Source organism: Delftia sp. DS1230, from assembly GCF_040112715.1.
In the GTDB taxonomy this organism is placed as follows: Bacteria; Pseudomonadota; Gammaproteobacteria; order Burkholderiales; family Burkholderiaceae_C; genus Comamonas; species Comamonas tsuruhatensis.
Genome location: NZ_CP157763.1, coordinates 1,515,696 through 1,541,704 on the forward strand (window position 1 = coordinate 1,515,696; position 26,009 = coordinate 1,541,704).

General features: G+C 64.2%; 25 protein-coding genes. 20 read left to right on the top strand and 5 right to left on the bottom strand.

Annotated features, from left to right (window positions below; translation table 11 throughout):
• Positions 1-92: 92 nt before the first annotated feature.
• From AAN986_RS06795 to AAN986_RS06805, 3 genes are all read right to left on the bottom strand, one after another.
• Positions 93-977, bottom strand: coding sequence for a 2OG-Fe(II) oxygenase (locus AAN986_RS06795; RefSeq protein WP_016447807.1), 885 nt, complete (start codon positions 975-977; stop codon positions 93-95).
• Positions 978-1,055: 78 nt separating this feature from the next.
• Entirely contained in the window at positions 1,056-1,841 is a 786-nt protein-coding gene (gene yaaA, locus AAN986_RS06800) for a peroxide stress protein YaaA (protein WP_016447806.1), read from the bottom strand.
• A gap of 107 nt (positions 1,842-1,948) precedes the next feature.
• Positions 1,949-5,071 carry an Rne/Rng family ribonuclease gene (locus AAN986_RS06805; protein WP_047217389.1) on the bottom strand — a complete coding sequence of 1,041 codons (3,123 nt, stop codon included), beginning with the start codon at positions 5,069-5,071 and terminating at the stop codon, positions 1,949-1,951.
• 535 nt (positions 5,072-5,606) lie between these two features.
• On the opposite strand from AAN986_RS06805, the gene AAN986_RS06810 reads away from it, so the two are divergent.
• The 4 genes from AAN986_RS06810 to AAN986_RS06825 are packed head-to-tail and all read left to right on the top strand — an operon-like array spanning position 5,607 to position 8,845.
• Positions 5,607-6,668, top strand: coding sequence for an RluA family pseudouridine synthase (locus AAN986_RS06810; RefSeq protein ID WP_016447804.1), 1,062 nt, complete (start codon positions 5,607-5,609; stop codon positions 6,666-6,668).
• 24 nt (positions 6,669-6,692) lie between these two features.
• On the top strand, positions 6,693-7,379 hold the full coding sequence (locus AAN986_RS06815) for an HAD-IA family hydrolase (RefSeq protein WP_016451169.1): 687 nt from the start codon (positions 6,693-6,695) through the stop codon (positions 7,377-7,379).
• Positions 7,380-7,428: 49 nt separating this feature from the next.
• Complete coding sequence (locus AAN986_RS06820) at positions 7,429-7,797, top strand: Rieske 2Fe-2S domain-containing protein (protein ID WP_016451170.1); 369 nt, start codon at positions 7,429-7,431, stop codon at positions 7,795-7,797.
• Between the two features lies 1 nt (position 7,798).
• Positions 7,799-8,845, top strand: a complete 1,047-nt coding sequence (locus AAN986_RS06825) for a S49 family peptidase (protein WP_016451171.1) — start codon at positions 7,799-7,801, stop codon at positions 8,843-8,845.
• Positions 8,846-8,926: 81 nt separating this feature from the next.
• On the opposite strand, the gene AAN986_RS06830 is transcribed toward AAN986_RS06825, so the two are convergent.
• Positions 8,927-9,718, bottom strand: coding sequence for an SAM-dependent methyltransferase (locus AAN986_RS06830; RefSeq protein WP_047217388.1), 792 nt, complete (start codon positions 9,716-9,718; stop codon positions 8,927-8,929).
• Positions 9,715-10,335 carry a Maf family nucleotide pyrophosphatase gene (locus AAN986_RS06835; protein ID WP_047217387.1) on the bottom strand — a complete coding sequence of 207 codons (621 nt, stop codon included), beginning with the start codon at positions 10,333-10,335 and terminating at the stop codon, positions 9,715-9,717. Before AAN986_RS06835 ends, AAN986_RS06830 begins: the two co-directional genes overlap by 4 nt.
• 25 nt (positions 10,336-10,360) lie before the next feature.
• On the opposite strand from AAN986_RS06835, the gene AAN986_RS06840 reads away from it, so the two are divergent.
• The 16 genes from AAN986_RS06840 to era all read left to right on the top strand — a co-directional run bounded on the left by AAN986_RS06840 (position 10,361) and on the right by era (position 25,992).
• Positions 10,361-10,918: a YceD family protein gene (locus tag AAN986_RS06840; RefSeq protein WP_047217386.1), complete on the top strand. Its 558-nt coding sequence runs from the start codon at positions 10,361-10,363 to the stop codon at positions 10,916-10,918.
• Between the two features lie 137 nt (positions 10,919-11,055).
• Positions 11,056-11,238, top strand: coding sequence for a 50S ribosomal protein L32 (gene rpmF, locus AAN986_RS06845; protein ID WP_012207072.1), 183 nt, complete (start codon positions 11,056-11,058; stop codon positions 11,236-11,238).
• Positions 11,239-11,351: 113 nt separating this feature from the next.
• Positions 11,352-12,392 (top strand): phosphate acyltransferase PlsX, encoded by a 1,041-nt coding sequence (plsX, locus tag AAN986_RS06850; RefSeq protein ID WP_016451174.1) that lies wholly within the window; start codon positions 11,352-11,354, stop codon positions 12,390-12,392.
• 5 nt (positions 12,393-12,397) lie between these two features.
• The gene (locus AAN986_RS06855; protein ID WP_016447796.1) at positions 12,398-13,375 is read left to right on the top strand and encodes a beta-ketoacyl-ACP synthase III; all 978 of its coding nucleotides are present in this window, start codon (positions 12,398-12,400) and stop codon (positions 13,373-13,375) included.
• A 57-nt stretch (positions 13,376-13,432) separates the two neighbouring features.
• A complete protein-coding gene (gene fabD, locus AAN986_RS06860; RefSeq protein ID WP_026062373.1) occupies positions 13,433-14,377 on the top strand; it encodes an ACP S-malonyltransferase in 945 nt (314 codons plus the stop codon).
• On the top strand, positions 14,374-15,120 hold the full coding sequence (fabG, locus tag AAN986_RS06865) for a 3-oxoacyl-ACP reductase FabG (RefSeq protein ID WP_016447794.1): 747 nt from the start codon (positions 14,374-14,376) through the stop codon (positions 15,118-15,120). The genes fabD and fabG overlap by 4 nt, the downstream gene beginning before the upstream one ends.
• 149 nt (positions 15,121-15,269) lie before the next feature.
• A complete protein-coding gene (acpP, locus tag AAN986_RS06870) occupies positions 15,270-15,509 on the top strand; it encodes an acyl carrier protein (protein ID WP_003058049.1) in 240 nt (79 codons plus the stop codon).
• 39 nt (positions 15,510-15,548) lie between these two features.
• A complete protein-coding gene (gene fabF, locus AAN986_RS06875) occupies positions 15,549-16,793 on the top strand; it encodes a beta-ketoacyl-ACP synthase II (protein ID WP_016447793.1) in 1,245 nt (414 codons plus the stop codon).
• Between the two features lie 644 nt (positions 16,794-17,437).
• Positions 17,438-18,067 (top strand): RNA polymerase sigma factor RpoE, encoded by a 630-nt coding sequence (gene rpoE, locus AAN986_RS06880; RefSeq protein ID WP_016447792.1) that lies wholly within the window; start codon positions 17,438-17,440, stop codon positions 18,065-18,067.
• 73 nt (positions 18,068-18,140) lie between these two features.
• A complete protein-coding gene (locus tag AAN986_RS06885) occupies positions 18,141-18,854 on the top strand; it encodes a sigma-E factor negative regulatory protein (protein WP_016447791.1) in 714 nt (237 codons plus the stop codon).
• Positions 18,855-19,159: 305 nt separating this feature from the next.
• On the top strand, positions 19,160-20,629 hold the full coding sequence (locus tag AAN986_RS06890) for a DegQ family serine endoprotease (protein ID WP_026062374.1): 1,470 nt from the start codon (positions 19,160-19,162) through the stop codon (positions 20,627-20,629).
• Positions 20,630-21,058: 429 nt separating this feature from the next.
• Positions 21,059-22,867: a translation elongation factor 4 gene (gene lepA, locus AAN986_RS06895; RefSeq protein ID WP_016447789.1), complete on the top strand. Its 1,809-nt coding sequence runs from the start codon at positions 21,059-21,061 to the stop codon at positions 22,865-22,867.
• The gene (gene lepB, locus AAN986_RS06900) at positions 22,867-23,844 is read left to right on the top strand and encodes a signal peptidase I (RefSeq protein ID WP_016451178.1); all 978 of its coding nucleotides are present in this window, start codon (positions 22,867-22,869) and stop codon (positions 23,842-23,844) included. The genes lepA and lepB overlap by 1 nt, the downstream gene beginning before the upstream one ends.
• Before the next feature lie 70 nt (positions 23,845-23,914).
• Positions 23,915-24,277: a DUF4845 domain-containing protein gene (locus AAN986_RS06905; RefSeq protein WP_016451179.1), complete on the top strand. Its 363-nt coding sequence runs from the start codon at positions 23,915-23,917 to the stop codon at positions 24,275-24,277.
• On the top strand, positions 24,278-24,961 hold the full coding sequence (rnc, locus tag AAN986_RS06910; protein ID WP_012207060.1) for a ribonuclease III: 684 nt from the start codon (positions 24,278-24,280) through the stop codon (positions 24,959-24,961).
• Positions 24,958-25,992 carry a GTPase Era gene (gene era, locus AAN986_RS06915; protein ID WP_034363812.1) on the top strand — a complete coding sequence of 345 codons (1,035 nt, stop codon included), beginning with the start codon at positions 24,958-24,960 and terminating at the stop codon, positions 25,990-25,992. The genes rnc and era overlap by 4 nt, the downstream gene beginning before the upstream one ends.
• Positions 25,993-26,009: the final 17 nt, after the last annotated feature.

Consider the following 26,009-nt stretch of genomic DNA (forward strand, 5'->3'; position numbering starts at 1 on the left):
CAGGCTTTGAAGCTAACTGAATTTCCATGCCCGCAGGCATGGGCGGCCATATAAGGTCAATAAGGGTGGGTACGCCCGGGTTCGCTGGCTCTTCAGTGGAATTCGCGCTCGCGCAGCCATTTGGTGGCGATCCATTTTTCGCCGGCCAGCACGGGCGCGCCGCCGTGCAAGGTGCGCGTGGAGGGGTCGGGGCGCTCATAGCTGAAGAAGACGGCGTTGCCCCGGCGCGGAACCACTTGCAGTGGCACTTCGGGAAAGATGGTGGCGCCGCCGCGCTCGGGCTCGTTCAGGTAGATGACCAGGGTGCCCACGCGCTGGCCGCCGCGCTTGAGGATGGTAGGCGTGCCGGGTTCGCCGGGCGCGAAGTAGTCGTGGTGGGGCTTGTACTCGGCGCCCGGGCCGTAGTGCAGCACCTGCAGGCCTTCGCCGTGGTCCAGCGGCCAGCGCAGCAGGCGGGCGATGCGTTCTTCCAGCTGGCGGACGATGCCGGTTTCCCCGCGCTGGAAGAACATGCCGTTGCTGGTGCGGTCGTCATTGATCTCTTCACCGCCGCTTTGCGTGGCCACGGTGAGCGAGCGCGCCATGCGCGGACGCGCGGCGGCGATGATGGCGTCGCACTCCTCATGCGAGAGCAGGTTGCCGAAGACCACGATGCGCGGGTTGCGCATGCTGACCAGTACCTGGACCTTGCGGTCGCCGACATCGATGCTGGTGGGGTCCTGGGAGAGGTCCGGCTCGGGCAGCGAGGAGGCCGAGACGACGACGGCCGGTGGCGCCGCTTCGCCTTGGTGGGGCAGGTCCAACGCCCGCCGGGCCAGTTCTTCGCTCCAGCCCACGTCGCGCATGGAGCGCAGCAGGGCCGCAGGCCCTATGCCGGATGCGCGCTGGTCGCGTACCCATTGCATGAGTTCAGGCGTGAGACCCGCCGGCAGGTCCTGCGCGGTGCTCGGGGAATCTGGTGAGGATTTGAGGCTCATGGCGTGCAGTGCGGCCCTTGCCGCAGTGAATGGACTCCAAAGGCATCGAGGCCGGGGCCGGCCGGTGGCTGGCGAGGCTCAGTCAGCGGTCTTGCGGCGGAACACCAGGCGCGCAGGCGTCGAGGAAGCTGGCGCCAGTGCGTAGCCTTCCAGATCGAAGGCTTCGAGTTCAGCCGCGCTGCGAGCGCGTTGCTGTATGGCAAATCGTGCCATCAGCCCGCGCGCGCGTTTGGCATGGAAGCTGATGATCTTGTAGGCGCCGTTCTTGTAATCCTCGAACGCGCATTCCACCACCGGGGGCTTGAGGTGCTTCAAGTCTACCGATTTGAAGTATTCCTGCGAAGCCAGGTTGACGACGACGCGCTCGCCCGCCGGCTGCCGGGCCGCGCGCTGGTTCAGGTACTCGGCAATGCGGCTGCCCCAGAACTGGTAGAGGTTGCTGCCATGCGCGGTCTCCAGCCGGGTGCCCATTTCCAGGCGGTAGGGCTGCATGCGGTCCAGCGGACGCAGCACGCCGTACAGGCCGCTGAGGATGGCGATGTGCTGCTGCGCCCAGTCCAGGTCTTCGGCGTCCAGGCTGCGCGCCTGCAGGCCTTCATAGACATCACCGTTGAAGGCCAGCAGCGCCTGGCGGGCATTGGTGGCCGTGAAGCGAGGGCTGAAGGCCTCGTAGCGCGCCACGTTGAGCGCAGCCAGCTTGTCGCTGATGCCCATGAGTTCCGACAGTTGCTGCGGCGATTGGCGGCGCAGCACTTCGATCAGCTCCAGCGGCTGTTCGGAGAAGACGGGAAGCGTGTGTGGCAGCTTCGGCGGCAGCGGTGTGTCGTAGTCCAGCGATTTGGCGGGGGAGAGCAGCAACAGCATGGCGGGACGCAAGCTCCAGGATAGAGAGGGAGGAAAGATAGATGGACGGTGGTGGCGGCAGAAACAAACAGGGGCCGCGAGGGCCCCTGTGTCGTCACTGTCTGTGGTCAGACATGGGCCACGCCCTGCGGTTGCTGCTCGAATGGCAGCTGCAGGTCGCTCAGGTCCTTGCGTGTTTCCACGAGGATGAGAGGACCGTCATCCAGCACGACCATGGGCGGGCGCTCGCGCACGACGCGCTCGGGCTGCGGTTCGGCCGCGATGGCTGCCTGCGCAGCGGCCACCTTGTCGGCATCGGAGCCCACCCATTGCAGGCCCGAGGCGGCGGCCAGCGCCTGCAGCTCGGACACGGGCAACTGGTAGGCCTGGACCTTGGGCAGGCCGCGTTCTGCGGTTGCCTCAGCGGCCTTGGCTGCAGCGGGCTCGGCTGCGGCAGAAGCAGCAGAAGCGGCAGGTGCAGCAGGTGCAGCAGGTGCTGGCACGTCTGCCATCACGGCAGGGGCCGCCACAGGGGCCGGTGCGACCGGCGCGAAGGCCGCGCTCTGCTGCTCGGGCACCGCGACGGGTTGCTGCACTTCCACAACTGCCGCAGGCTGTGCGGCCACTGTGGCTTCGGCCACGGCTTCGGGGGCCTGGACTTCGGCAGCAGAGTTGGCGGCGTTGAAGTAGCTGCGACGGGCTGGCTGCTGGTCCTGCTCGGGCACGGAGGCCTCGAAGGACTGCACGGCTTCGCCTTCGGCTTCACGCGGCGCGCGCTCTGCACGGTCACCGCGATCGCCACGCTCGCGGCGGTCACGGCCGTAGCGGTCGCGCGAACGACGCTGGCGCGGCTGCTCTTCGCCGGAGGCGGGAGCAGCGTTGTCCAGGGACTGGTCCTGCTGCTGGGCCTGGTTGTCCAGCTTTTCTTCGGACTCGGGCGCGACTTCGAACTGACGGGGCTGGCGCTCGCTGCGTTCACCGCGTTCGGCGCGATCTCCACGCTCGCCTCGTTCACCGCGCTCGCGGCGGCCTTCGCCGCGTTCCTGGCGGTCGCCACGCGGCGCGCGCTCGGGACGCTGCTCGAGGGTGCTGCCATCTGCCGCCAGGGCTGCGGAGGCGTTCACGGCCTCCAGCGGCTGGCGGTTTTCGCCGTCGCGGCTGCGCTCGCCACGGCCGCGGCGTTCGCCGCGGTCGGTGCGTTCACCGCGCTCGCCACGATCCGGGCGCTCACCACGTTCACCGCGTTCCGTGCGCTCGCCACGCTCGGCATTGCGGCGGTTGCGATCGCCACCGCCAGCCTGGCGCTCGGCGTTGGGGGCGCCGGCGCGCTCACCGCTGCGCTCGGTGCGCTCACCACCACGCTCGCCATTGCGTTCGTTGCGGCGGCCACGGCTGTCGTTGCGGCCGTCACGGCGACCTTCGCGTGCGGGGGCTTCGGCAGCCGGCACGGGCGCTGCGACCGGCGCAGGTGCCGCGCCAAAGCCGAACAGGCTCTTGAGCCAGGCAAAGAAGCCTTGTTCGCGGACCACGACGGGGGCGGCGGCCGGTGCGGGCGCTGCCGCCGTGGCTGCAGGCTTGGCGTCGCGCTGCTGGCCGTTGGCCGGGCGGTTGCGGCTGCCTTCGGGACGGGGCTCGGCAATGGGAGCCGGCATGTCCGGCAGCACACCCTTGATCATGGGTGTCTGCTTGTTGGTGGGCTCCTGCGAGCGGCGTGTCACCGTGGTTTCGGTGTCCAGCTCTTCGGCCAGCTTGTAGCTGGCTTCCATGCTTTCCAGGCGCGCATCGTCATGCTTGAGGCGCTCGAGCTTGTAGTGCGGCGTGTCCATGGACTTGTTGGGGACCATGATCACGTTGACGCGCTGCTTGAGTTCGATCTTGGTGATCTCGCCGCGCTTTTCGTTGAGCAGGAAGCTGGCCACTTCCACGGGCACCTGGCAGTGCACGGCGGCCGTGTTGTCCTTCATGGACTCTTCCTGGATGATGCGCAGGATCTGCAGCGCAGAGCTTTCCGTATCGCGGATATGACCGGAGCCGCCGCAGCGCGGGCAGTTGATGTGCGCGCCTTCGGACAGGGCGGGCTTGAGGCGCTGGCGGCTCATTTCCATGAGGCCAAACTTGCTGATGGTGCCGAACTGCACGCGCGCACGGTCCTGGCGCAGCGCGTCGCGCAGGCGATTCTCGACTTCGCGGCGGTTCTTGCTCTCCTCCATGTCGATGAAGTCGATGACGATCAGGCCGCCCAGGTCGCGCAGGCGCATCTGGCGCGCGACTTCGTCGGCGGCTTCCAGATTGGTGCGGGTGGCGGTTTCCTCGATGTCGCCGCCCTTGATGGCGCGGGCCGAGTTCACGTCGATGGAGACCAGGGCCTCGGTGTGATCGATGACGATGGCGCCGCCCGAGGGCAGGGTCACGGTGCGCGCGTAGGCCGATTCGATCTGGTGCTCGATCTGGAAACGGCTGAACAGGGGGGCATCGTCGCGGTAGCGTTTGACGCGGGCGGCATGCTCGGGCATGACGTGCTGCATGAACTGCTGCGCCTGCTCGTAGATGTCGTCGGTGTCGATGAGGATGTCGCCGATGTCGCCGTTGAAGTAGTCGCGGATGGCGCGGATCACCAGGCTCGATTCCTGGTAGATCAGGAAGGCGCCCTTGGCCGACTTGGCTGCGCCGTCGATGGCGTTCCACAGCTTGAGCAGGTAGTTCAGGTCCCACTGCAGCTCGGGCGCGGTGCGGCCGATGCCGGCGGTGCGCGCAATGATGGACATGCCCTTGGGGTACTCGAGCTGGTCCATCGCCTCCTTGAGTTCGGCGCGGTCCTCGCCCTCGATGCGGCGCGAGACGCCACCGCCGCGCGGGTTGTTGGGCATCAGCACCACATAGCGGCCGGCCAGCGAGATGAAGGTGGTCAGGGCCGCGCCCTTGTTGCCGCGCTCTTCCTTCTCGACCTGGACGATCAGTTCCTGGCCTTCACGGATGACTTCGTTGATGCGGGCCTGGCTGGGCGAGACGCCTTCGGCGAAATACTGCTTGGAGATTTCCTTGAAGGGCAGGAAGCCGTGGCGGTCTTCGCCGTAGTCGACGAAGCAGGCCTCAAGGCTGGGCTCCACGCGCGTGACCACGGCCTTGTAGATGTTGCCCTTGCGCTGCTCGCGTCCTTCGATCTCGATCTCGTAGTCGAGGAGCTTTTGTCCATCGACGATGGCAAGGCGCCGCTCTTCCGACTGCGTGGCGTTGATGAGCATCCGTTTCATGATGCGTTTCCTTTATTCGTTTTCTCTGGGGCGCGCCGGGGTGCAGCCTCTGCTGCCAGACCGTCACGCCTTTGACTTGTAATCAAAGACAGGCTCGCGAGGGAGCCGAGATGCCGGACTGACGCATTGAAACGAAAGGAATCGCCGAATGCCTTGCTTCTTGAGACCTGGCTCAAGTCAGCAATGGGGGCAAGGGCAGGGGGACGAGAGCGATGAGAGAGGCACGCCGTCCAGCTTCAAGCGAAGCTGCTGCACGTGCGGGGCAGGCGGGAGGCTTGGGGGCGGCAATGATCCTGGGCGCAGGCGTTTTCCTGCTCCACAGCGTGACCATCCATGCCCAAAAGATCCACATGCTCGCTTTTGATCCGCTGGCAGCGGCGGACGCCGGGTCCGACCCCTTCTGCCAGCTTGAGATTCCGTATCAGTGTTTCAATTCGTCAGCCACAACCGATGCAACGACGAACTTCGCAGGCCATCTTTTCCTGCTGTTTCGCGTGCATGACACCGGATGGCATCGACCTGCCTGTGCGGGGAAATGGTTGTTTGGACTAAACTCCATGAGAATCAACCACTTATAAATAGTTCGGCACAGGTGAAACACATTATAGAGGGCAAACCGGCAGACGACCGTTCCCTGAACGCAGCCACTGCCGCAGTGCGGCTGATCGAAGTCGATGACGATTCGGCCGGACAGCGGTTGGACAACTTTCTCATACGCCATCTCAAGGGCGTTCCCAAAACCCATGTCTATCGCATCATCCGCAGTGGAGAAGTGCGCATCAACAAGGGGCGCGTCAGTGCGGAAACCCGCGTCTCGACTGGCGATGTCGTTCGCGTGCCGCCCGTGCGCATTTCCGAAAAAGTCGCCGAAAAGGCCGAGCGGCCTGCGCCCGCCAGGGATTTCCCCAGTCTGCTGGAAGACGAACATCTGATTGCCATCGACAAGCCTGCCGGTGTGGCCGTGCACGGGGGCTCGGGCGTGAGTTTTGGCGTCATCGAGCAATTGCGCCAGGCGCGGCCGCAAAGCCGCTTTCTGGAGCTGGTGCATCGGCTCGACCGCGAGACATCCGGCATCTTGCTGGTGGCCAAGAAGCGCTCGGCGCTGACGCATCTGCAGGACCAGTTCCGCGAGCGCGAAACCGGCAAGACCTATCTGGCGCTGGTCCAGGGCACCTGGCCTGCCAACCGCAAGGTGATTGATCTGCCGCTGCACAAATACCTGCAGGCCGACGGCGAGCGCCGCGTGCGGGTGACCACGGCCGATGATCCTGACGGCATGCGCTCCGTCACGCTGGTGCGCGTTCGCAGCACGCTGGCGCCCCAGCCCCTGCTGGGTCTGCCGGCCATGAGCCTGCTGGAGGTGACCATCAAGACCGGGCGCACGCACCAGATCCGCGTGCACCTGTCCAGCCAGGGGCACCCGATTGCGGGGGATGACAAGTACGGGGATTTCGACCTGAACCGCCGGTTGCAGAAACAGGGGCTCAAACGCATGTTCCTGCACGCATGGCGGCTACAGTTCACACACCCGTCCAGTGGTGAGCGGGTGGAATTGCGCGCCGAGCTTCCCGAGGAGCTGGCCCGTTTCGCCGGCTGACGCCGGATTTGACTCCTTGCAGACATGACAACTCCTGGTTCTTCCGAGATATACCGTGCGCGCCGCTTCGACCTCATCGCCTTCGACTGGGATGGGACGCTGTCGGATTCCACCGCGGTGATCGTCAAGTGCATTCAGGCGGCCGTGGCCGATGTGGGAGGCACGCCCCCCAGCAATGAGGCGGCCTCCTATGTGATCGGCATGGCGCTGATGCCGGCATTGGCGCGTGCGGCGCCCGATGTGTCGCCCGAGAAATACCCCGAGCTGGGCAACCGCTATCGCCACCATTTCATCAAGCACCAGGACGACATCAGCCTGTTCGCCGGCGTGCTGCCCATGCTGGCGGCGCTGCGCGAGCGCGGCCACCTGCTGGCCGTGGCCACGGGCAAAAGCCGGCGCGGTCTGAACGATGCGCTGCAGGACCCGCAACTGCGCGGCATGTTCGACAGCTCGCGCACGGCGGACGAAACCGCCGGCAAGCCCAACCCGCTGATGCTGCAGGAGCTGATGGCCGAATTCGGCGTGGAGCCTGGCCGCGTGCTGATGATCGGCGACACCACGCACGACCTGGAACTGGCCCGCAATGCTGGCTGTGCCAGCGTGGGCGTGGGCTATGGCGCGCATCCCACCGACGGCTTTGGCGTGCTGCAGCCGTTGCATGTGGCGCAGAGTGTTGCGGATTTGCATCAGTGGCTGCTGGCCCATGGTTGAGTCGTCATGGCTGCGTCAGCGCGGGAATCCATGCTTGTGAGGTGCGCTGGTGACCGTTGATCGCATCGTTTTGTGTGCCAGCGAGGCCTTGCAGGAAGGTGCGAATGCCGTGCCTTTCGACGTGGTCTACGCGGGGCATGCCTGCCGCGCATTCGCCATCCGCTTCGAGGGACAGGCGCATGCCTATCTGAACCGCTGCACGCACGTGGCCATGGAGATGGACTACCAGCCAGACCGCTTTTTCGATGATTCCGGGCGTTGGTTGCTGTGCGCAACCCATGGTGCGGTCTATGCGCCGGACAGCGGCGCCTGCGCTGGCGGCCCCTGCCGTGGCGGCCTGGTGAAAATCTCCCTGAGCGAAAGCGCGGGGGTGGTGCACTGGCATACTGCCGATAACCTGAAACCCGTCGAGTTCTGACATGACTTCCCCCATACCCCCGGAAAATCCTGGCTCCGCATCGCACCCTTCCCCGGGTGCGGACCTGTGGGCCCGGGCCACGCCCGCCGCGGCGGCTGCCGATGCGCGAACGGCGGCATCGAGCGGCTGGGAGCGGGACGTGCTGGAAAAGCTGGTCTTCGCCACCATCAATGAGCAGCGCGCCTCGCGCCGCTGGCGCCTCTTCGGCCGCCTGCTGTGGACGGCACTCATCCTGGTGGTCCTGTGGGTGCTGTTTGCCAAGGACACGGCGACCACGACCAGCTCCTCTCCGCATACCGCAGTGGTCGAGGTCAAGGGCGAGATCGCTGCAGGCGCCGACGCCAGCGCGGAATTCGTGGTGGCCGCCATGCGCAGCGCCTTCGAGGACTCGGGCTCGCGTGCCGTCGTGCTGCTGATCAACTCGCCAGGCGGCAGCCCGGTGCAGGCCGGCATCATCAATGACGAAATCGTGCGGCTCAAGGGCAAGTACGACAAGCCCCTGTATGCCGTGGTGGAGGAGACCTGCGCTTCGGCTGCTTATTACATTGCTGCGGCGGCCGACGAGATCTTTGTCGACAAGGCCAGCATCGTGGGCAGCATCGGTGTGCTCATGGATGGCTTCGGCTTCACGGGCGCCATGGAAAAGCTGGGCGTGGAGCGCCGCCTGCTGACGGCTGGCGAGAACAAGGGCTTCCTGGACCCGTTCAGTCCCATGTCCGAAGCACAGCGCGCCCATGCCCATCAGATGCTGGGCCAGATCCACTCGCAGTTCATCAATGTGGTCAAGGCCGGCCGTGGCGATCGCCTGCATGAGACGCCCGAGACGTTCAGCGGCCTGTTCTGGACGGGTCAGCAGGCCGTGGAGATGGGCCTGGCCGACAAGCTGGGCAGTCTTGACTATGTGGCCCGTGAAGTGGTCAAGGCGGAAGAGGTGGTGGATTACACGCGCCGCGACAACGTGGCCGAGCGCCTGGCCAAGCGTTTTGGCGCGGCCTTCGGTGGAGGTGCCGTTCAGGCGCTGCGCTCCAGCCTTCCGTCTCTGCGCTGATTTCCCTGGCGTCTGCCAAGATGCAAAAAGCCCGCCTTCTTGTGGAAGGCGGGCTTTTTTTGCTCATCGAGGAAGACAGTCTCAGCGACCGATGGAAAACACCACCGGCGTGCGGCTGTCCGGCACTTCCTTGTGCTGGCGCCATTCGCGCACCAGACGGCTTTCGATGCGGGCGCTCTCCAGTGTCAGGCCGCAGGCCAGCGCCAGGCGCGTATGGGGTTGGAGCGTCTGCAGCAAGGCCTGCCACAGCGCGGCGTTGCGGTAGGGCGTCTCTATGAACTGCTGGGTCTGGCCTTGGCGCAATGCCAGGGTTTCAAGCTCCTTGATGCGCTGAACCCGCCCGCCAGCGTCCTGCGGCAGGTACCCCACAAAAGCATAGTTCTGTCCGTTGAGTCCGCTGGCGGCCAGAGCCAGCAGCAACGACACCGGACCGATCAGGGGCACGACCCGTATGCCCAGATCATGCGCGGCGCGCACGATGGAGCTGCCGGGGTCGGCCACGGCAGGCATGCCGGCTTCGCTGACCAGTCCCATGTCGTGGCCCAGCAGCAAGGGGGCGAGCAGTGGCTTGGCATCGAAGACCGCCGCGCCCTTGTCGCCGTGGTCGCCCTTCTTGTGGGCCTCGCGCGGCAGTTCTGTGATCTGCTGGGCTTGCAAGGGCTGGGCCAGGGCGTGCAGTGCGTCAATGCGCTTCAGGTAGGCGCGCGTGCTTTTGGCGTTTTCGCAGATCCAGTGGGTCAGGCGTGCAGCGGTGCGCAGTGTTCCATCGGGCAGGACCTGCGTCAGCGGCGTTTGCTCGTCGCAGCCGAAGTCCAGCGGCGCGGGCACCAGATAGAGCGTTCCTTTGGTGGGTTGGGTTGCAGCATCGTTCATGGCAGCACGGCTCCTGCGGCGCGCAGCAGCTGGCAGGTGCGGATCAGCGGCAGGCCGATCAGCGCCGTGGGGTCGTCGCTGACGATGGCATCCAGCAGCGCGATGCCCAGTCCTTCGCTCTTGGCGCTGCCTGCGCAGTCATAGGGCTGTTCGGCGCGCAGGTAGCGTTCGATCTCCGCGTCGTTGAGATCACGAAACCGGACCTGGACGGTGACCACATCGGTCTCGGCAAAGCCGCTTTCCCGGCAGACCACGCTCACGGCGGTGTGGAAATTCATCTGGCGCCCGCTCATCTGGCGCAGTTGTTCGGTGGCGCGCTCGTGGGTGCCGGGCTTGGACAGCGGCATGCCATCCAGCTCGGGTACCTGGTCGGAGCCGATGACGACGGCGCCCGGGTGCAGCGTCGCCACGGCCTGTGCCTTGGCCAGGGCCAGTCGCAACGAAAGTGCATGCGGTGTTTCGCCGGTCAGCGGTGTCTCATCGACTTCCGGGGACACGGTCTGGAATGGTAGTTGCAGCCGCTCCAGAAGTTCGCGGCGGTAGCGTGAGGTGGAACCAAGGATCAGGGGGCGTGCCAGGCCGGGAGCCTGGGCTAAGGCGAGGTGGGAAGCTTGCATGCCCGGATTCTCTTACACTGCCCGCATGAGCAAGGAATTTTCTGCGGCCCGTCTCGATGTTCGCGCTTTTGCGCAATCGGCGGGCCATCTCCAGGGTCAGTCGGCGCTTTCGGCCTTTCCTCGTCTGGCCGAGGATGCGCAGCCGGATGCCGCTGATGGGCACGGCGAGGTGCACTGGCAGGCTGACGGCGAACTGGTCGAGCAAACCGGCGGTTCGGGCCAGGTCTGGCTGCATCTGCAGGCCGATGCTGTCGTTCCGATGGTGTGCCAACGCTGCCTCACTGTGGCACCCATCTCCCTCCAGGTCGATAGGTCTTTCCGCTTTGTTGCGGATGAGACCACGGCCGAGTCCGAGGATGACGAGAGCGACGAGGACCTGCTGGTGCTCAGCCGCGAATTCAACCTGCTTGAACTCATAGAGGATGAGCTGCTCATGGAGTTGCCCGTGGTGCCACGCCACGACAGCTGCCCCGAGCCGGTGAGCATGCAGTCCAGCGACGCAGACTTCGAGCAGGCCAGCGAGGACAAGCCCAATCCATTTGCCGTGCTGCGCGGGCTGGATGTGGGCAAGTCAGCCGACTGATTGCGATGTCCGGAAAAAAGGCCGAGGCCGGGAAAAGCGATTGCGCTATAATCAAGGGCTTCGCGCGAAACCCCCTCGTGTCTTTAATGGGCTGATCGCGTTTTTTACCAACCCTTTTCAGATACACAGGAGCCATCATGGCTGTTCAGCAGAACAAGAAGTCCCCCTCCAAGCGCGGTATGCACCGTTCGCACAACGCACTGAATGTGCCTGGCATTGCCGTGGAACCCACCACCGGTGAAACCCATCTGCGTCACCACATCAGCCCCAACGGCGTGTACCGCGGCCGTCAAGTGCTGAAGAACAAGTCCGAAGCCTGATCTTCGACCGTTCCCGCAGGGCCCGCGGCTACAGTTTTCGTAGCGCGGGCTTTTGTTTTTTCTGATGGTTGCTCCTATCTTTCCAGGCCTTGCAACAGGCTTGCCAGTCGCACATGATCACTTTGGCCGTTGACTGCATGGGGGGTGATCACGGCCCCCGCGTCACGCTTGCGGCGTGCCGCCAGTTCCTCGATTCCCACCCCGATGCCCGGCTGCTGCTGGTCGGCCAGCCCGATGCGCTGGCTGGCTTTGCGCATGAGCGCGCCAGTGTGGTGCCGGCCTCGGAAGTGGTCGGCATGGATGATCCGATCGAGATGGCGCTGCGCAGGAAGAAGGATTCCTCCATGCGCATCGCCATCCAGCAAGTCAAGGATGGCGCGGCTGCCGCTGCTGTGTCGGCTGGAAACACGGGTGCGCTGATGGCCATCTCGCGCTACCTGCTCAAGACACTCGATGGCATTGATCGCCCTGCCATCGCGCCCCAGTTGCCCAATGCCAAGGGCGAGGCCACCACGGTGCTGGACCTGGGTGCCAATGTGGACTGCTCGGCCGAGCATCTGCTGCAGTTCGCCGTCATGGGCTCGGCCCTGGTGTCTGCCCTGAACAACGAAGAGGCGCCCTCGGTGGGTCTGCTCAACATTGGCGAGGAGCAGATCAAGGGCAGCGAGGTCATCAAGCGCGCTGGCGAACTGCTGCGCGCGGCCGGCAAGGCCGGTCATCTGAATTTCTACGGCAACGTCGAAGGCAACGACATCTTCAAGGGCACGACCCAGGTCGTGGTCTGTGATGGCTTTGTGGGCAACGTGGCTCTCAAGTCTTCCGAGGGCGTGGCGTCCATGATCTCCAATGCCCTCAAGCAGGAGTTCAAGCGCAACATCTTCACCAAAATGGCGGCCATCGTTGCCTATCCGGTGCTAACTGCTTTGATGAGGCGCGTGGATCATCGCCGCTACAACGGCGCGGCGCTGCTGGGCCTTCGCGGGCTGGTCTTCAAAAGCCATGGATCGGCCGATGCCTTGGCTTTCGAGCACGCGCTGAAGCGCGCGTATGATGCGGCCCGCAACAACCTGCTCGACCGTGTCCGTACCCGTATCTCCGCAGCCCTGCCTCTGTTGCTGGCTGCGCAGTCGGAATCGGGACCGTCGGCGCCCTAATACAGATGAGACGCTACGCACGCATCACCGGCACGGGCAGTTACCTGCCACCCCGCCGACTCACCAATCACGATCTGGCAGCCGAACTGGCCCAGCGCGGCATCGAGACCTCGGACGAGTGGATCGTCGAGCGCACCGGCATCCATGCCCGACACTTTGCCGCGCCAGAAGTGGCCAGCAGCGATCTGGCCTTGGAGGCATCGAAGAAGGCGCTGGAAGCCGCCGGCTGCCAGCCGCAGGATATCGATCTGATCATCGTCGCCACATCGACGCCGGACATGGTCTTCCCGTCCACGGCATGCATCCTGCAAAACAAGCTCGGCGCCAATGGCTGTGCGGCCTTTGATGTGCAAGCCGTATGCAGCGGCTTTGTCTACGCCCTCACCGTGGCCGACGCCATGATCCAGTCCGGCGCTGCGAGCCGCGCGCTGGTGGTGGGCTCCGAAGTATTCAGCCGCATCCTGGACTTCAACGACCGGACGACCTGCGTGCTGTTCGGTGACGGTGCCGGAGCCGTGGTGCTGGAGGCGTCCGAGCAGCCAGGCATCCTGGCTTCCGACCTGCATGCCGACGGCAAGCATGTCGGCATCCTGTGCGTGCCAGGCAATGTCTCCGGTGGCCAGATCCTCGGTGATCCGCTGCTGAAGATGGATGGGCAGGCCGTGTTCAAGCTGGCGGTCGGCGTGCTGGAGAAGGCCGCTCGCGCCACGCTGGACAAGGCAGGGCTCACCGATGCCGACATCGACTGGCTGATCCCCCATCAGGCCAACATCCGCATCATGCAAAGCACGGCGCGCAAGCTCAAGCTGTCCATGGACAAGGTGGTGGTGACGGTGGACCAGCATGGCAACACGTCGGCTGCCTCGATCCCCCTGGCGCTGGACCACGGCGTGCGCAGTGGCCAGGTCAAGCCCGGTCAGACCGTGCTGCTGGAAGGTGTTGGCGGCGGCTTCACCTGGGGCGCGGTACTTCTCAAGATGTGATGCGGGATGCCTGCCTGAGGGCAGGCGCCCATGGCGCGGCCTTTATTTTTGAAAATCATGAAGAAGTTTGCATTCGTTTTTCCTGGTCAGGGTTCGCAATCGGTAGGCATGCTCGACGGATGGGGTGACCATCCCGTCGTGGCCCAGACCTTGGTCGAAGCCTCCGATGCCCTCGGCGAAAACATCGGCCAGCTGATCCAGCAGGGGCCGAAGGAAGCTCTGGCGCTCACCACCAATACCCAGCCCGTGATGCTGGTGGCCGGTGTGGCTGCCTGGCGCGTCTGGCAGGCCGAAGGCGGCGCGCTGCCCGACGTTGTGGCGGGCCACTCGCTGGGTGAGTACTCGGCCCTGGTCGCGTCAGGTGTGCTGACCCTGGCCCAGGCTGCGCCGCTGGTGCGGCTGCGCGCGGCTGCCATGCAGGAGGCCGTTCCCGTGGGAACCGGTGCCATGGCTGCCATCCTGGGGCTGGATGCCGACAAGGTGCGCGCAGGCTGCGCAGAAGTCACGGCGGCATTGGGTGGTGCGGAAGTCGTCGAGGCCGTGAATTTCAACGACCCCTCGCAGACCGTGATTGCCGGCAGCAAGGCGGCTGTCGAGAAGGCCTGCGAGGCCCTCAAGGCCGCAGGCGCCAAACGTGCGCTGCCGCTGCCGGTGTCGGCGCCTTTCCATTCCAGCCTGATGAAGCCTGCGGCCGAAAAGCTCAAGGCGGCGCTGGCTGCCACCGTGCTGGCTGCACCGCGCATCCCAGTGCTCAACAACATCGACGTGACTGTGCAGCAGGATGCCGATGCCATTCGCGATGCGCTGTATCGCCAGGCCTTCGGCCCGGTGCGCTGGGTGGAATGCGTTCAGGCCATGAAGGCCCGCGGCGTCGTCCACCTCGTCGAGTGCGGTCCCGGCAAGGTGCTGATGGGCCTGACCAAGCGGATTGACGCGGACCTGACGGCCGCTGCCCTCTATGACCCGGCCACGCTGGCCGACGTGAAAGAATCCCTCGCATGACTGACAACCAGAACAAGCCCCAGGTTGCCCTGGTGACGGGTGCCTCGCGCGGCATCGGTGCCGCCATTGCCCAGGAGCTGGCAGCACGCGGCTACCGCGTGATCGGCACGGCCACCACCGATGGTGGTGCCGAGAAGATCAGCCAGGCCCTGTCGGCCCATGAAGGCTGCCGTGGCGTGAACCTCAATGTCACGGACGTGACCGCCGTCGATGCCCTGATCGACAGCATCGTCAAGAATGACGGTGGCCTGCATGTGCTGGTCAACAATGCCGGCATCACACGCGACACCCTGGCCATGCGCATGAAAGACGATGACTGGGATGCGGTGATCGACACCAATCTCAAGGCGGTTTTCCGAGTCAGCCGTACGGCCATTCGACCCATGATGAAGCAGCGCTTCGGACGCATCATCAACATCACCAGCGTCGTTGGTGCCTCCGGAAACCCCGGTCAAGCCAACTATGCAGCTGCCAAGGCCGGCGTTGCCGGCATGACGCGTGCGCTGGCCCGTGAACTGGGCAGCCGCGGCATCACGGTCAATTGCGTGGCTCCGGGCTTCATCGCCACCGACATGACGGCGGAGCTGCCTGAAGAGCAGAAAAATGCCCTGAAATCGCAGATCGCCATGGGTGATCTGGGCCAGCCCAGCGACATCGCCCATGCCGTGGCCTATCTCGCATCGGCGGGCGCAGGCTACGTCACCGGCCAGGAATTGCACGTCAACGGCGGCATGTACATGTAAGCGCTGCGGCGGCTGCGGGCAGATCCCTGCCAGAAGCCGCCGTTGCTTGCAACCGAAGAGGCCGTTTCCTCGCGACGGCCGGCTGAAGAGGGCGTTAGGTCCGAAACGGCTAGAATCGCGGGTTCATTCACAACCCCCAGAGGGAAACCATGAGCGATATCGAAGCACGTGTCAAAAAAATCATTGCCGAACAACTCGGCGTTGAAGAGTCTCAAGTCACCAACGAAAAGGCCTTCGTGGCTGATCTGGGTGCTGACTCCCTGGACACGGTGGAGCTGGTGATGGCCCTGGAAGATGAATTCGGCATCGAGATCCCCGACGAAGACGCGGAAAAGATCACGACGGTGCAAAACGCCATCGACTACGCCAACACCCACCAGAAGGCCTGACAGGGCCCTGACCCGAGCGATCAGCAGAAGGTTTTACGCATGAGCCGTCGTCGCGTTGTCGTGACCGGCCTGGGTTGCATCTCCCCCGTGGGTAACACGGTGGGCGACGCCTGGGCCAATCTTTTGGCCGGCCAGTCCGGCATTGACCTCATCACCAAGTTCGATGCCTCGAACTTTGCCTGCAAGATTGCGGGCGAGGTCAAGGGATTCGATGTGGAGTCGTACATGAGCGCCAAGGATGCGCGCTCCATGGACACCTTCATCCATTACGGCATCGCTGCTGCGGCGCAAGCCGTGCAGGACTCAGGTCTGCCCACGGGCGAGGCCTTGTCGGATGATCTGGCTACGCGCATCGGCTGTGTGATCGGTTCGGGCATCGGCGGCTTGCCGCTGATCGAGAACACCCACGCAGAACTGGCTGCGCGCGGACCGCGCCGCATCACGCCGTTCTTCGTGCCTGCCTCCATCATCAACATGGTGGCTGGCCATGTGTCCATGCGGTTTGGCTTCAAGGGGCCGAATCTCGCCGTGGTGACTGCCTGCACGACCGGGCTGCACTGCATAGGCGAAGCAGGACGCATGATCGAATACGGCGATGCCGATGTGGTGGTGGCTGGCGGCACGGAAGCCACGGTCTCCCCGCTGGGCGTCGGCGGCTTTGCCGCCATGCGCGCACTGTCCACGCGCAATGATGATCCCAAGGCCGCCTCGCGTCCCTGGGACAAGGACCGCGACGGCTTTGTGCTGGGTGAAGGTGCAGGCGTGCTGGTGCTGGAAGAGTACGAGCATGCCAAGGCCCGCGGTGCCAAGATCTATGCTGAACTGTGCGGCTACGGCATGAGTGCCGATGCCGGCCACATGACGGCGCCCAACATGGACGGCCCGCGCCGCGCCATGCTGTCAGCTCTGCGCAACGCCGGCATCAACGCCGACCAGATCGATTATCTGAATGCGCACGGCACATCCACGCCGCTGGGCGACCTCAACGAGACCAATGCCATCAAGGCGGCTCTGGGCGATCACGCCAAGAAAATCGTTGTCAGCTCGACCAAGTCCATGACCGGTCACCTGCTGGGTGGCGCTGGCGGCATCGAGAGCGTCTTCACCGTGCTGGCACTGCACGAGCAGAAGATTCCCCCGACCATCAATCTGGACAACCAGGATCCCGAGTGCGATCTCGACTACTGCGCCAACACGGCACGGGATGCGAAGATCGAAGTGGCAGTGAAAAACAACTTCGGGTTCGGCGGCACCAACGGAACGCTGGTGTTCAAGCGAATCTGAGGCCTGCACGCCTCACCATGAAAAGCCCGCCCCGCAAGGGAGCGGGCTTTTTTATTTCTCCCATGGGTCAGGGCGCGTCCGGCAGGGGTGGGATGCATGTCAGACATGCTGCGGTTTTGCGACACTGCAGGCATGACGTCACGCCATGCCCCGCCCGCAGTCCGCCATCCGCTGAATCCACCACGGGGGTCGGTCGCATGCCTGTGCGCGCTTTGGCTGCTGGCGGCCATGCTTTTGCTGGCGTGGGCGCTTGATCTACAGTCCGGATGGGGGCCTGCCGTCGTGGCTGTCACGGGCTCTCTGGTTGCAGCTGCAGGCATGTGGCATGGATGGCGCGCCCTGGGCAGAGGCTTTGTTGCATGGGATGGCGCGCAGTGGTGGCTTGGTGAGGCAGCCGCTGCCCACGATGCGCAGCCGGTGCTGCTGCAGGTGCGCGCTGACGGTGGTCAATGGCTATGGGCGCAGGCCAGACCCGTTACGACGGGGTCTTTGCGCTGGCGAAGCTCCCGCTGGCTGCTGCTGTCTTACAGGCAGAGTCCTGAAACCTGGGGTGATTTGCGGCGTGCTGTATATTTCCCGCCCAGACCTACAGAACGCGCGCAGTGACTGCGCCAGGGCCGCCACGGCCCGTCTTCACCGATTTCATGACGCCTCCCGAATTCCCGCCTTCTTCTGCCGACAGCGACCTGGCTCTGGTCGAGCGCACCAACGCAGGAGACATGCGGGCCTTCGAGCTGCTGGTCATCAAGTACCAGCGCCGCATCGAGCGCCTCATTGGCCGCATGGTGCGCGACGTGGACCTGGTGCCTGACATTGCGCAGGAAACCTTCATCCGGGCCTATCGGGCGCTGCACCAGTTCCGGGGTGATGCCCAGTTCTACACCTGGCTGTATCGCATCGCCGTGAATACCGCCAAGAAGGCGCTGCTGGACATGAAGCGCTCGCCGCTGATCACCGAAAGCGCGTTACACAACGGGGATGACGATGATGAAACTTCCCGGCTCAGCCAGGAACTAACCACCGAAGAAACACCCGAAACGATCCTGGCGGCCCAGGAAATTGCCCAGGCAGTCAACGCCGCCATGGAGGCCTTGCCCGAAGATCTCCGTCAAGCCGTCACGTTGCGGGAAATCGAAGGCCTGAGCTACGAGGAAATCTCGAACGCCATGGGTTGTCCCATAGGCACCGTGCGTTCACGCATCTTCCGTGCACGCGAAGCGATTTCAGCGAGAGTCAAGCCTTTGCTGGAGCGCCAGTCTGGCAAGCGGTGGTAGCAACGGGTGATGGCCATCGGGTGGCGCATTTTTTGGGTACAGGGTCTCAGAGCAGACAGGCAGGTGATTGATCATGAATGACGATCTGACGAAGCGCGAACAATTGTCGGCATTGGCTGATGGCGAACTCTCTGCCGCGGAGCTGCAGGCCGCGCTGGCCTATGCGCAAAGCGATGCAGGCCAGCAGGAATGGCGCATGTACCACCTGGTGGGCGATGTGCTGCGCTCTCCTGAGCTGGCGCACCACAGCCGGCACGATCTGCTTTCCGGAATCCGCTCCCAGTTGGCCAACGAGCCGCGCCGCCCACTGGTTCCCGTCGCCGCAGACGAGCTGGAGCAGGTCGCGCGCCCGGCGCACGGCAGGGCCGTCGTCAATGGCGCGCCGCTGCACGATGCAGCCAATGCGTCGGTATTCCGCTGGAAGATGGCTGCGGGTTTTGCGTCCGTGGCGGCCGTGGCTGCCATTGGCTGGAGCGTGATGCTCGGCGCGCCTGCAGGCCCCGGCGCGGCGCCGGGCCGGGCATTGGCCGCCCTTGAAACGGGGGCGCCTGCAGCGGCTGCTGTCGCTGGAAATGCCCAGGACTTCCCTCTCGGAGATACGGCCCAATCCTCTTCGGTGGTGGCTGTGGCAGGCCCTTACGGCCAAAGCGTCATGCTGCGTGATCCGCGCCTGGATGCGCTGCTGGCCTCCCATCCGCAATACAGTGGTCCGGCCACGTTGCAGATGCCGGCCAGCTTCCTGCGCAATGCCAACTTCGCCTCGGCACCGCGCGCGAACCAGCGCTGAATCCCGCAGGAGAGCATGGCTCTCCTGCCTTCTTTTGCACCCGCGTCCAGCCGTTCGGCATTGAAATGGACGCGGGTGCAGTCATTTGTGGCCCATGCACGGCGGTTCGCGCCGCATGCATGCTGCCGATTCGGGAACTAACAGCGTCTTTCAGGCTTCTGAGCCATCGTCTGGCCGGTGCATGCCGGGACTGCGCCAGAATGTGGCGTTCGTCCGAGATGCAAGTCGGCACCGCGTATCTGAACAGGCCGCCCGGGCGCAATGGGAACGGGGGCAACACAATGATTGAGAAGGAAAGGATCACCATGACCACAGTTCGATGGAAGACGCTGCAGTCCTGCACACTGGCAGGCGTTCTGGCGCTGGCTGCTGGCAGCGCCTCAATGCTGGTGCCGGTGAGTGCCGCTCATGCGCAAAGCGGTGCCGTGGTGCGGGGTCTGCCGGACTTCACCGACCTGGTCGAGCAGGTAGGGCCTTCCGTGGTCAACATCCGCACGTTGGAGAAGGCGTCGGCCAACTCTGCCGAGGCGCTGGGCATGGATGAGGACATGCTCGAGTTCTTCCGCCGCTTCGGCCTGCCCGTGCCCAATGTGCCGCGCCAACGCCCCCAGCCGCGTTCACAGCCTGACGAGGAACAGCCGCGTGGCGTGGGGTCGGGCTTCATCCTGACGGCGGACGGCTTTGTGATGACCAATGCCCATGTGGTCGAAGGTGCTGACGAGGTCATCGTCACGCTGACCGACAAGCGTGAGTTCAAGGCCAAGATCGTGGGCAGCGACAAGCGCACCGACGTGGCCGTGGTCAAGATCGATGCCACCGGACTGCCCGCCGTGAAGATCGGCGACGTGAACCGTCTCAAGGTCGGTGAGTGGGTGATGGCCATCGGATCGCCCTTCGGCCTCGACAACTCGGTCACCGCAGGCATCGTCAGCGCCAAGCAGCGCGACACGGGAGACTATCTGCCCTTCATCCAGACCGATGTGGCCATCAATCCCGGCAACTCGGGCGGCCCGTTGCTGAACATGCGCGGCGAGGTCGTGGGCATCAACAGCCAGATCTATTCGCGTTCCGGCGGTTTCATGGGGATCAGCTTCGCGATTCCGATCGACGAGGCCGTGCGCGTCAGCGACCAGCTGCGCGCCACCGGCAAGGTCACGCGAGGGCGCATCGGCGTGCAAATCGGGCAGGTCACCAAGGACATTGCCGAATCCATCGGCCTGGGCAAGGCTCAGGGTGCGCTGGTCTCTGCCGTGGAACCCGATTCCCCAGCCGCCAAGGCCGGCGTCGAGGCGGGTGACGTGATCATCAAGTTCGATGGGAAGGCCATTGAGAAGGTCGCCGACCTGCCGCGTCTGGTGGGCAATACCAAGCCCGGAACGCGCAGCACCATCACGGTATTCCGCCGCGGAGCCGCCAAGGATCTGACCATGGTGATCGCCGAAGTCGAGCCCGATGGCGCTCCCCAGGCAAAGGCTGCAGGCAAGGGCAGCACCCTGGTCTCCCAGTCGCTGGGCCTGACGCTGGCCGAACTCACGGATGCCCAGAAAAGGGAATTGGGCATCAAGGGCGGTGTCCGCGTGACGGCCGCTGTCGAGGCAGCAGCACGCGCAGGCCTGCGCGAAGGTGATGTGATCCTGCAACTGGCCAATGTCGAGATCACGGGGCTCAAGAGCTTCGAGGCCACGCTGGCCAAGGTGGACAAGAGCAAGCCGGTGAACCTTCTGGTGCGCCGCGGCGAATGGGCTCAGTACGTGCTTATCCGTCCTGCCCGCTGAGGGGCTGGGGCAGGCCGGTTTTTCGGGGTCCTGGGGAATACCCTCGGAATCCGGACCAAGGCCTGCCCATGCCCCTTGGGGCATTGGGTAAAATGCCCCACCAAAGCGTGACGGCTCAAGGCGTCAGAAACCTGTTTTCAAAGAGGATTGTTGCGGTGCAAAAGCACCGCACTATCCGGTGATCGACGGGCTAGAAATGGCTTGTTGGGTCTGTTGATAAACTGTTGATAAATAATTGTGACAGATCAAGCCCGGAGCTTTGCAGGCCTTGTCAGGGCTTGGTTTCCAGCCCTTTTTGCCTACAATAAAGTCCCAACTATCGCAGTTGCCAGAGATTGTTGGTTCGGGGCGCGTCGTTCATGGACGCGCCCTTTTTTCTTGCGCGCCGACCCTGTCGTTTTCCACTTTCACTAGCAGTCCTTCTCGTTGATGAACCACATCAGAAATTTTTCCATCATTGCGCACATCGACCATGGCAAGTCGACGCTGGCCGACCGCCTGATCCAGCGTTGCGGAGGCCTGGCTGACCGTGACATGGAAGCCCAGGTGCTGGACTCGATGGATATCGAGAAAGAGCGCGGCATCACCATCAAGGCGCAGACGGCTGCCCTGCAGTACAAGGCCAAGGATGGTCAGGTCTACAACCTCAACCTCATCGACACGCCCGGCCACGTGGACTTCTCGTACGAAGTCTCGCGTTCCCTGTCGGCCTGCGAGGGAGCGCTGCTGGTGGTGGACGCCTCTCAGGGCGTAGAGGCACAGACCGTGGCCAACTGCTATACCGCGCTGGATCTCGGCGTGGAAGTGACGGCCGTTCTCAACAAGATGGATCTGCCGCAGGCTGACCCCGACAACGCCAAGGCAGAGATCGAGGACGTCATCGGCATCGATGCCAGCGATGCCATTCCCTGCTCGGCCAAGACCGGCATGGGCATCGACGAGATCCTGGAGGCCGTGGTTGCCAAGGTGCCGCCGCCCAAGGGCAATCCCAATGGCCAACTGCGCGCCATGATCATCGACAGCTGGTTCGACACTTACGTGGGCGTCGTGATGCTGGTGCGCGTGGTCGATGGTGAACTCAAGCGTGGCGAGCGCTTCAAGATGATGGCTTCGGGCGCTGCCTACGAAGCCAACAACCTGGGCGTGTTCACTCCGGCCGACGTGCCGCGCGACGCGCTGCGCGCCGGCGAGGTGGGTTACATCATCGCCGGCATCAAGGAACTCAAGGCAGCCAAGGTGGGCGACACCATCACGCTGGAAAAGAAGCTTCCCAACAATCTGGGCCCTGCCACCGAGGCCCTGCCCGGCTTCAAGGAAATCAAGCCCCAGGTGTTCGCGGGTCTGTACCCCACCGAAGCCAGCGAATATGACCAGCTGCGCGATGCGCTGGAAAAGCTGCAGCTCAACGATTCGTCCCTGCAGTTCGAGCCTGAAGTCTCTCAGGCGCTGGGCTTCGGCTTTCGCTGCGGCTTCCTGGGCCTGCTGCACATGGAAATCGTGCAGGAGCGCCTGGAGCGCGAATTCGACCAGGACCTGATCACCACCGCGCCCAGCGTGGTCTACGAAGTGGTCAAGGGCGATGGCGAGGTCATCCAGGTCGAGAACCCGTCCAAGATGCCCGATGCCGGCCGTATCGAGGAGGTGCGCGAGCCCATCGTGACCGTGCACCTGTACATGCCGCAGGACTATGTGGGTCCGGTGATGACGCTGGCCAACCAGAAGCGTGGCGTGCAGATCAACATGCAGTACCACGGTCGCCAGGTGATGCTGACCTATGAGATGCCGCTGGGCGAGATCGTGCTGGACTTCTTCGACAAGCTCAAGTCGGTCTCGCGCGGCTATGCCTCCATGGACTACGAGTTCAAGGAGTACCGCGCCTCCGACGTGGTCAAGGTGGACATCCTGCTCAACGGCGAGAAGGTCGATGCGCTGTCCATCATCGTGCACCGCTCCCAGGCCACGTACCGCGGCCGGGCCGTGGTGGCGAAGATGCGCGAGATCATCAGCCGCCAGATGTTCGACGTGGCCATCCAGGCCGCCATCGGGGCCAACATCATTGCTCGGGAAACCGTCAAGGCCATGCGCAAGAACGTGCTGGCCAAGTGCTATGGCGGCGACATCACCCGCAAGCGCAAGCTGCTGGAGAAGCAAAAGGCCGGCAAGAAGCGCATGAAGCAGATCGGTTCGGTGGAAGTGCCTCAGGAGGCCTTCCTGGCCATCTTGCAAGTGGAGGATTGATGCAAGCCATGCAATGGATTACGGCCGTCGTGCTGGCGGCTTTCGTGGGCTATATCGGCGCCTGGTACACGGGCTTCATCGAGGGCAACTTCGCGTTGCTGCTGTTCCTGGCCACCGTGGTCACTGGCCTGTACTGGGTGGCCGAACGGCTGTATTTCCTGCCCCGCCGCCGCCGCGCCGCCGTGGCCATCGAGGAGGCTGCCGTGGCGCGCCGCGCAGAACTCGACCGCATGGGCATCGCCAAGACCGACATCGAGGTGTCGGAAGAGGCCAAGGGCCGCATCCTCATGCAGCCCTGGTGGCTGGACTGGACCGCGGGCCTGTTCCCCGTGATCGCCATCGTCTTTGTCCTGCGCTCGTTCCTGTTCGAGCCGTTCAAGATTCCCTCGGGCTCCATGATCCCCACGCTGCTCGTGGGCGACCTGATCCTGGTGAACAAGTTCACCTACGGCGTGCGCCTGCCGGTGATCAACACCAAGATTACCCAGGGCCAGCCGCTGCAGCGCGGCGATGTGGTGGTGTTCCGCTATCCTCCGCAACCCAGCCTGGACTACATCAAGCGCGTGGTGGGCCTGCCGGGTGACGAGATCTCCTATCTGAACAAGCGGCTGACGGTCAATGGCAAGGAAGTCCCGGTCAGCGAACTGCCGGACTTCTTCGACAAGGACGCGATGCGCTACTTCAAGCAGTACGAGGAGTCGCTGGGCGACAAGCCGCACCGCATGATCGTGAACCAGGACGTGCCCGCATTCATCCAGGGTGCCAGCGGCTTCGAGTTCCGCGAGAACTGCCGCTACAGCGTCGAAGGCATCACCTGCAAGGTGCCCGAGGGCCAGTACTTCATGATGGGAGACAACCGCGACAATTCGCTGGATTCCCGATACTGGGGCTTTGTGCCCGACAAGAACATCGTTGGCCGGGCCTTCTTCGTCTGGATGAACTTCGGGGATTTCAAGCGCATCGGCGGCTTCCATTGATCACATGCATGCCTGAGGGCCAGATGCCCCCAGGCATGCGCGAGGGATTCACATCGGAGGAGGAAAAAGCATGTTGACATCGAACAACCGGCGTTCGCGCCAGCGCGGTCTGTCCTTTCTGGGACTGGTGTTTGTGATTGCCCTGGGCGTGGGTGTGGTGGCCGTGGGCGCACAATCAGTGCCGGTCTTCCTGGAGTACCAGGCCATCGTCAAGGCCGCCAACAAGGCGGCCCGCGAAGGCAATTCCGTGGCCGAGGTCAAGGCCAGCTTCGAGCGTTCCGCCGCCATTGATGACTTCACATCCGTGAAGGGCGCAGACCTCGAGGTGACCAAAATCAATGACCGTGTGGTGGTGGGGTTCGAATATTCGCGCGAGATCCATCTCGTGGGCCCCGCCTACCTGACTTACCGTTTTAAGAAGCAGACCCAATAGGTGCCTCCCTTACTGAATGCGCTGCAGCTGAGGCTGCAGCATCAATTTGCCGAGCCTGCATTGCTGCAGCGTGCCGTCACGCACCGCAGCTTCTCGGCAGACAACAACGAGCGCCTGGAATTCCTCGGTGACTCGGTGCTGAATCTTGCCATTTCCAGCCTGCTCTACCAGCGGCTCAGTTCCATGCCCGAGGGCGATCTGTCCCGCGTGCGCGCCAACCTGGTCAAGGAAGGCACGCTGCACCAGATCGCGCTGAGGCTGCAGTTGCCCGATCTGCTGCGCCTGGGCGAAGGCGAATCCAAGTCGGGCGGCAAGCAACGCCCCTCCATCCTGGCCGATGCGGTCGAGGCCCTGATCGGCGCAGTGTATCTGGACGCCGGCTACGCTGCGGGCGAGAAGGTGGTACACCATCTCTTCGAGGGCGTGGACATCAACCCCCACATGCGCGCAGCCGAAAAGGATGCGAAGACGGCCCTGCAGGAATGGCTGCAGGGGCGGCGCATGAAGCTGCCGCAGTACGAAGTGGTTGCCACCACGGGCGCCGCCCATCGCCAGACCTTCGAGGTGGCCTGCGCGATTGCCGAGTTGCAACTGCAGGCCCGGGGAACGGGTGCCTCGCGCAGGGCCGCCGAGCAGACGGCTGCCACAGCCATGCTGGAACTATTGAAAGCAAGACACGCATGAACCAAGACAAACCCCCGGCGCCGGCACAGACCGCCGCCGAACTCGACGCCCTGCTGGCTGCGGCCAAGCCCGGCGCTGGCGCAGCTCGCACGGCATCCGCTGCTGATGACACCCCGACACCCGAGGTGCCGACCGGCCCGCAGCGCTGCGGCCTGATCGCCATCGTCGGCAAGCCCAATGTGGGCAAGTCCACGCTGATGAATGCGCTGGTGGGCCAGAAGATCAGCATCACCTCGCGCAAGGCGCAGACCACGCGCCACCGCATCACGGGCATTCGCACGCGCGCCGCGACGCAGTTCATCTTTGTCGATACGCCGGGTTTCCAGACCAAGCACAGCACGGCACTGAACAAGTCGCTCAACAAGACCGTGATGGGCGCCATCGGCGACGTGGACCTGATCCTGTTCGTCGTGGAAGCCGGCCAGTTCACGCTGGCCGATGCCAAGGTGCTGTCGCTGTTCAAGCCTGGCATCCCCACGCTGCTGATTGCCAACAAGCTGGACACCGTGGGCCGCCGTGCCGAGATCGCCCCCTGGCTCAAGGGCATGCAGGAGCGCCATCCGTTCGCCGAGTTCGTGCCCATGTCGGCCAAGAACAAGGGAGACATCGAGCGCCTGTTCGGCATCTGCGAGAAGTACCTGCCCGAGCAGGACTGGATGTACGCCGCCGACGAGCTGACCGACCGCAGCGAGAAGTTCCTCGCCTCGGAGACCGTGCGCGAGAAGCTGTTCCGATTCACGGGCGACGAGCTGCCCTACACCTCCACGGTGGTCATCGACAAGTTCGAGGAAGAGGCCAGCAAGCAGCACAAGCGTTTCATCCGCGTGGCGGCCACCATCGTGGTCGAGCGCGACGGCCACAAGGCCATGATCATCGGAGAGAAGGGCGAGCGCCTCAAGCGCATCAGCACCGAGGCGCGCCAGGAGCTGGAAAAGCTCATGGATGCCAAGGTCTTCCTCGAAGTCTGGGTCAAGGTCCGCTCCGGCTGGGCCGACGACGAAGCCCGCGTGCGTTCGTTCGGCTACGAGTGAGCACCCTTACCGCAAGG

Coding starts and splice junctions, on each gene's coding strand:
- acpP (WP_003058049.1), top strand. CDS start 15,270: ATGAGCGATATCGAAGCACGTGTCAAAAAAATCATTGCCGAACAACTC.
- AAN986_RS06855 (WP_016447796.1), top strand. CDS start 12,398: ATGAGACGCTACGCACGCATCACCGGCACGGGCAGTTACCTGCCACCC.
- plsX (WP_016451174.1), top strand. CDS start 11,352: ATGATCACTTTGGCCGTTGACTGCATGGGGGGTGATCACGGCCCCCGC.
- rpoE (WP_016447792.1), top strand. CDS start 17,438: ATGACGCCTCCCGAATTCCCGCCTTCTTCTGCCGACAGCGACCTGGCT.
- lepA (WP_016447789.1), top strand. CDS start 21,059: ATGAACCACATCAGAAATTTTTCCATCATTGCGCACATCGACCATGGC.
- AAN986_RS06825 (WP_016451171.1), top strand. CDS start 7,799: ATGACTTCCCCCATACCCCCGGAAAATCCTGGCTCCGCATCGCACCCT.
- AAN986_RS06830 (WP_047217388.1), bottom strand. CDS start 9,718: ATGAACGATGCTGCAACCCAACCCACCAAAGGAACGCTCTATCTGGTG.
- AAN986_RS06805 (WP_047217389.1), bottom strand. CDS start 5,071: ATGAAACGGATGCTCATCAACGCCACGCAGTCGGAAGAGCGGCGCCTT.
- yaaA (WP_016447806.1), bottom strand. CDS start 1,841: ATGCTGTTGCTGCTCTCCCCCGCCAAATCGCTGGACTACGACACACCG.
- AAN986_RS06795 (WP_016447807.1), bottom strand. CDS start 977: ATGAGCCTCAAATCCTCACCAGATTCCCCGAGCACCGCGCAGGACCTG.
- fabD (WP_026062373.1), top strand. CDS start 13,433: ATGAAGAAGTTTGCATTCGTTTTTCCTGGTCAGGGTTCGCAATCGGTA.
- fabF (WP_016447793.1), top strand. CDS start 15,549: ATGAGCCGTCGTCGCGTTGTCGTGACCGGCCTGGGTTGCATCTCCCCC.
- AAN986_RS06905 (WP_016451179.1), top strand. CDS start 23,915: ATGTTGACATCGAACAACCGGCGTTCGCGCCAGCGCGGTCTGTCCTTT.
- AAN986_RS06810 (WP_016447804.1), top strand. CDS start 5,607: ATGGTTGTTTGGACTAAACTCCATGAGAATCAACCACTTATAAATAGT.
- rpmF (WP_012207072.1), top strand. CDS start 11,056: ATGGCTGTTCAGCAGAACAAGAAGTCCCCCTCCAAGCGCGGTATGCAC.
- era (WP_034363812.1), top strand. CDS start 24,958: ATGAACCAAGACAAACCCCCGGCGCCGGCACAGACCGCCGCCGAACTC.
- AAN986_RS06890 (WP_026062374.1), top strand. CDS start 19,160: ATGACCACAGTTCGATGGAAGACGCTGCAGTCCTGCACACTGGCAGGC.
- lepB (WP_016451178.1), top strand. CDS start 22,867: ATGCAAGCCATGCAATGGATTACGGCCGTCGTGCTGGCGGCTTTCGTG.
- AAN986_RS06840 (WP_047217386.1), top strand. CDS start 10,361: ATGAGCAAGGAATTTTCTGCGGCCCGTCTCGATGTTCGCGCTTTTGCG.
- fabG (WP_016447794.1), top strand. CDS start 14,374: ATGACTGACAACCAGAACAAGCCCCAGGTTGCCCTGGTGACGGGTGCC.
- AAN986_RS06815 (WP_016451169.1), top strand. CDS start 6,693: ATGACAACTCCTGGTTCTTCCGAGATATACCGTGCGCGCCGCTTCGAC.
- AAN986_RS06885 (WP_016447791.1), top strand. CDS start 18,141: ATGAATGACGATCTGACGAAGCGCGAACAATTGTCGGCATTGGCTGAT.
- AAN986_RS06835 (WP_047217387.1), bottom strand. CDS start 10,335: ATGCAAGCTTCCCACCTCGCCTTAGCCCAGGCTCCCGGCCTGGCACGC.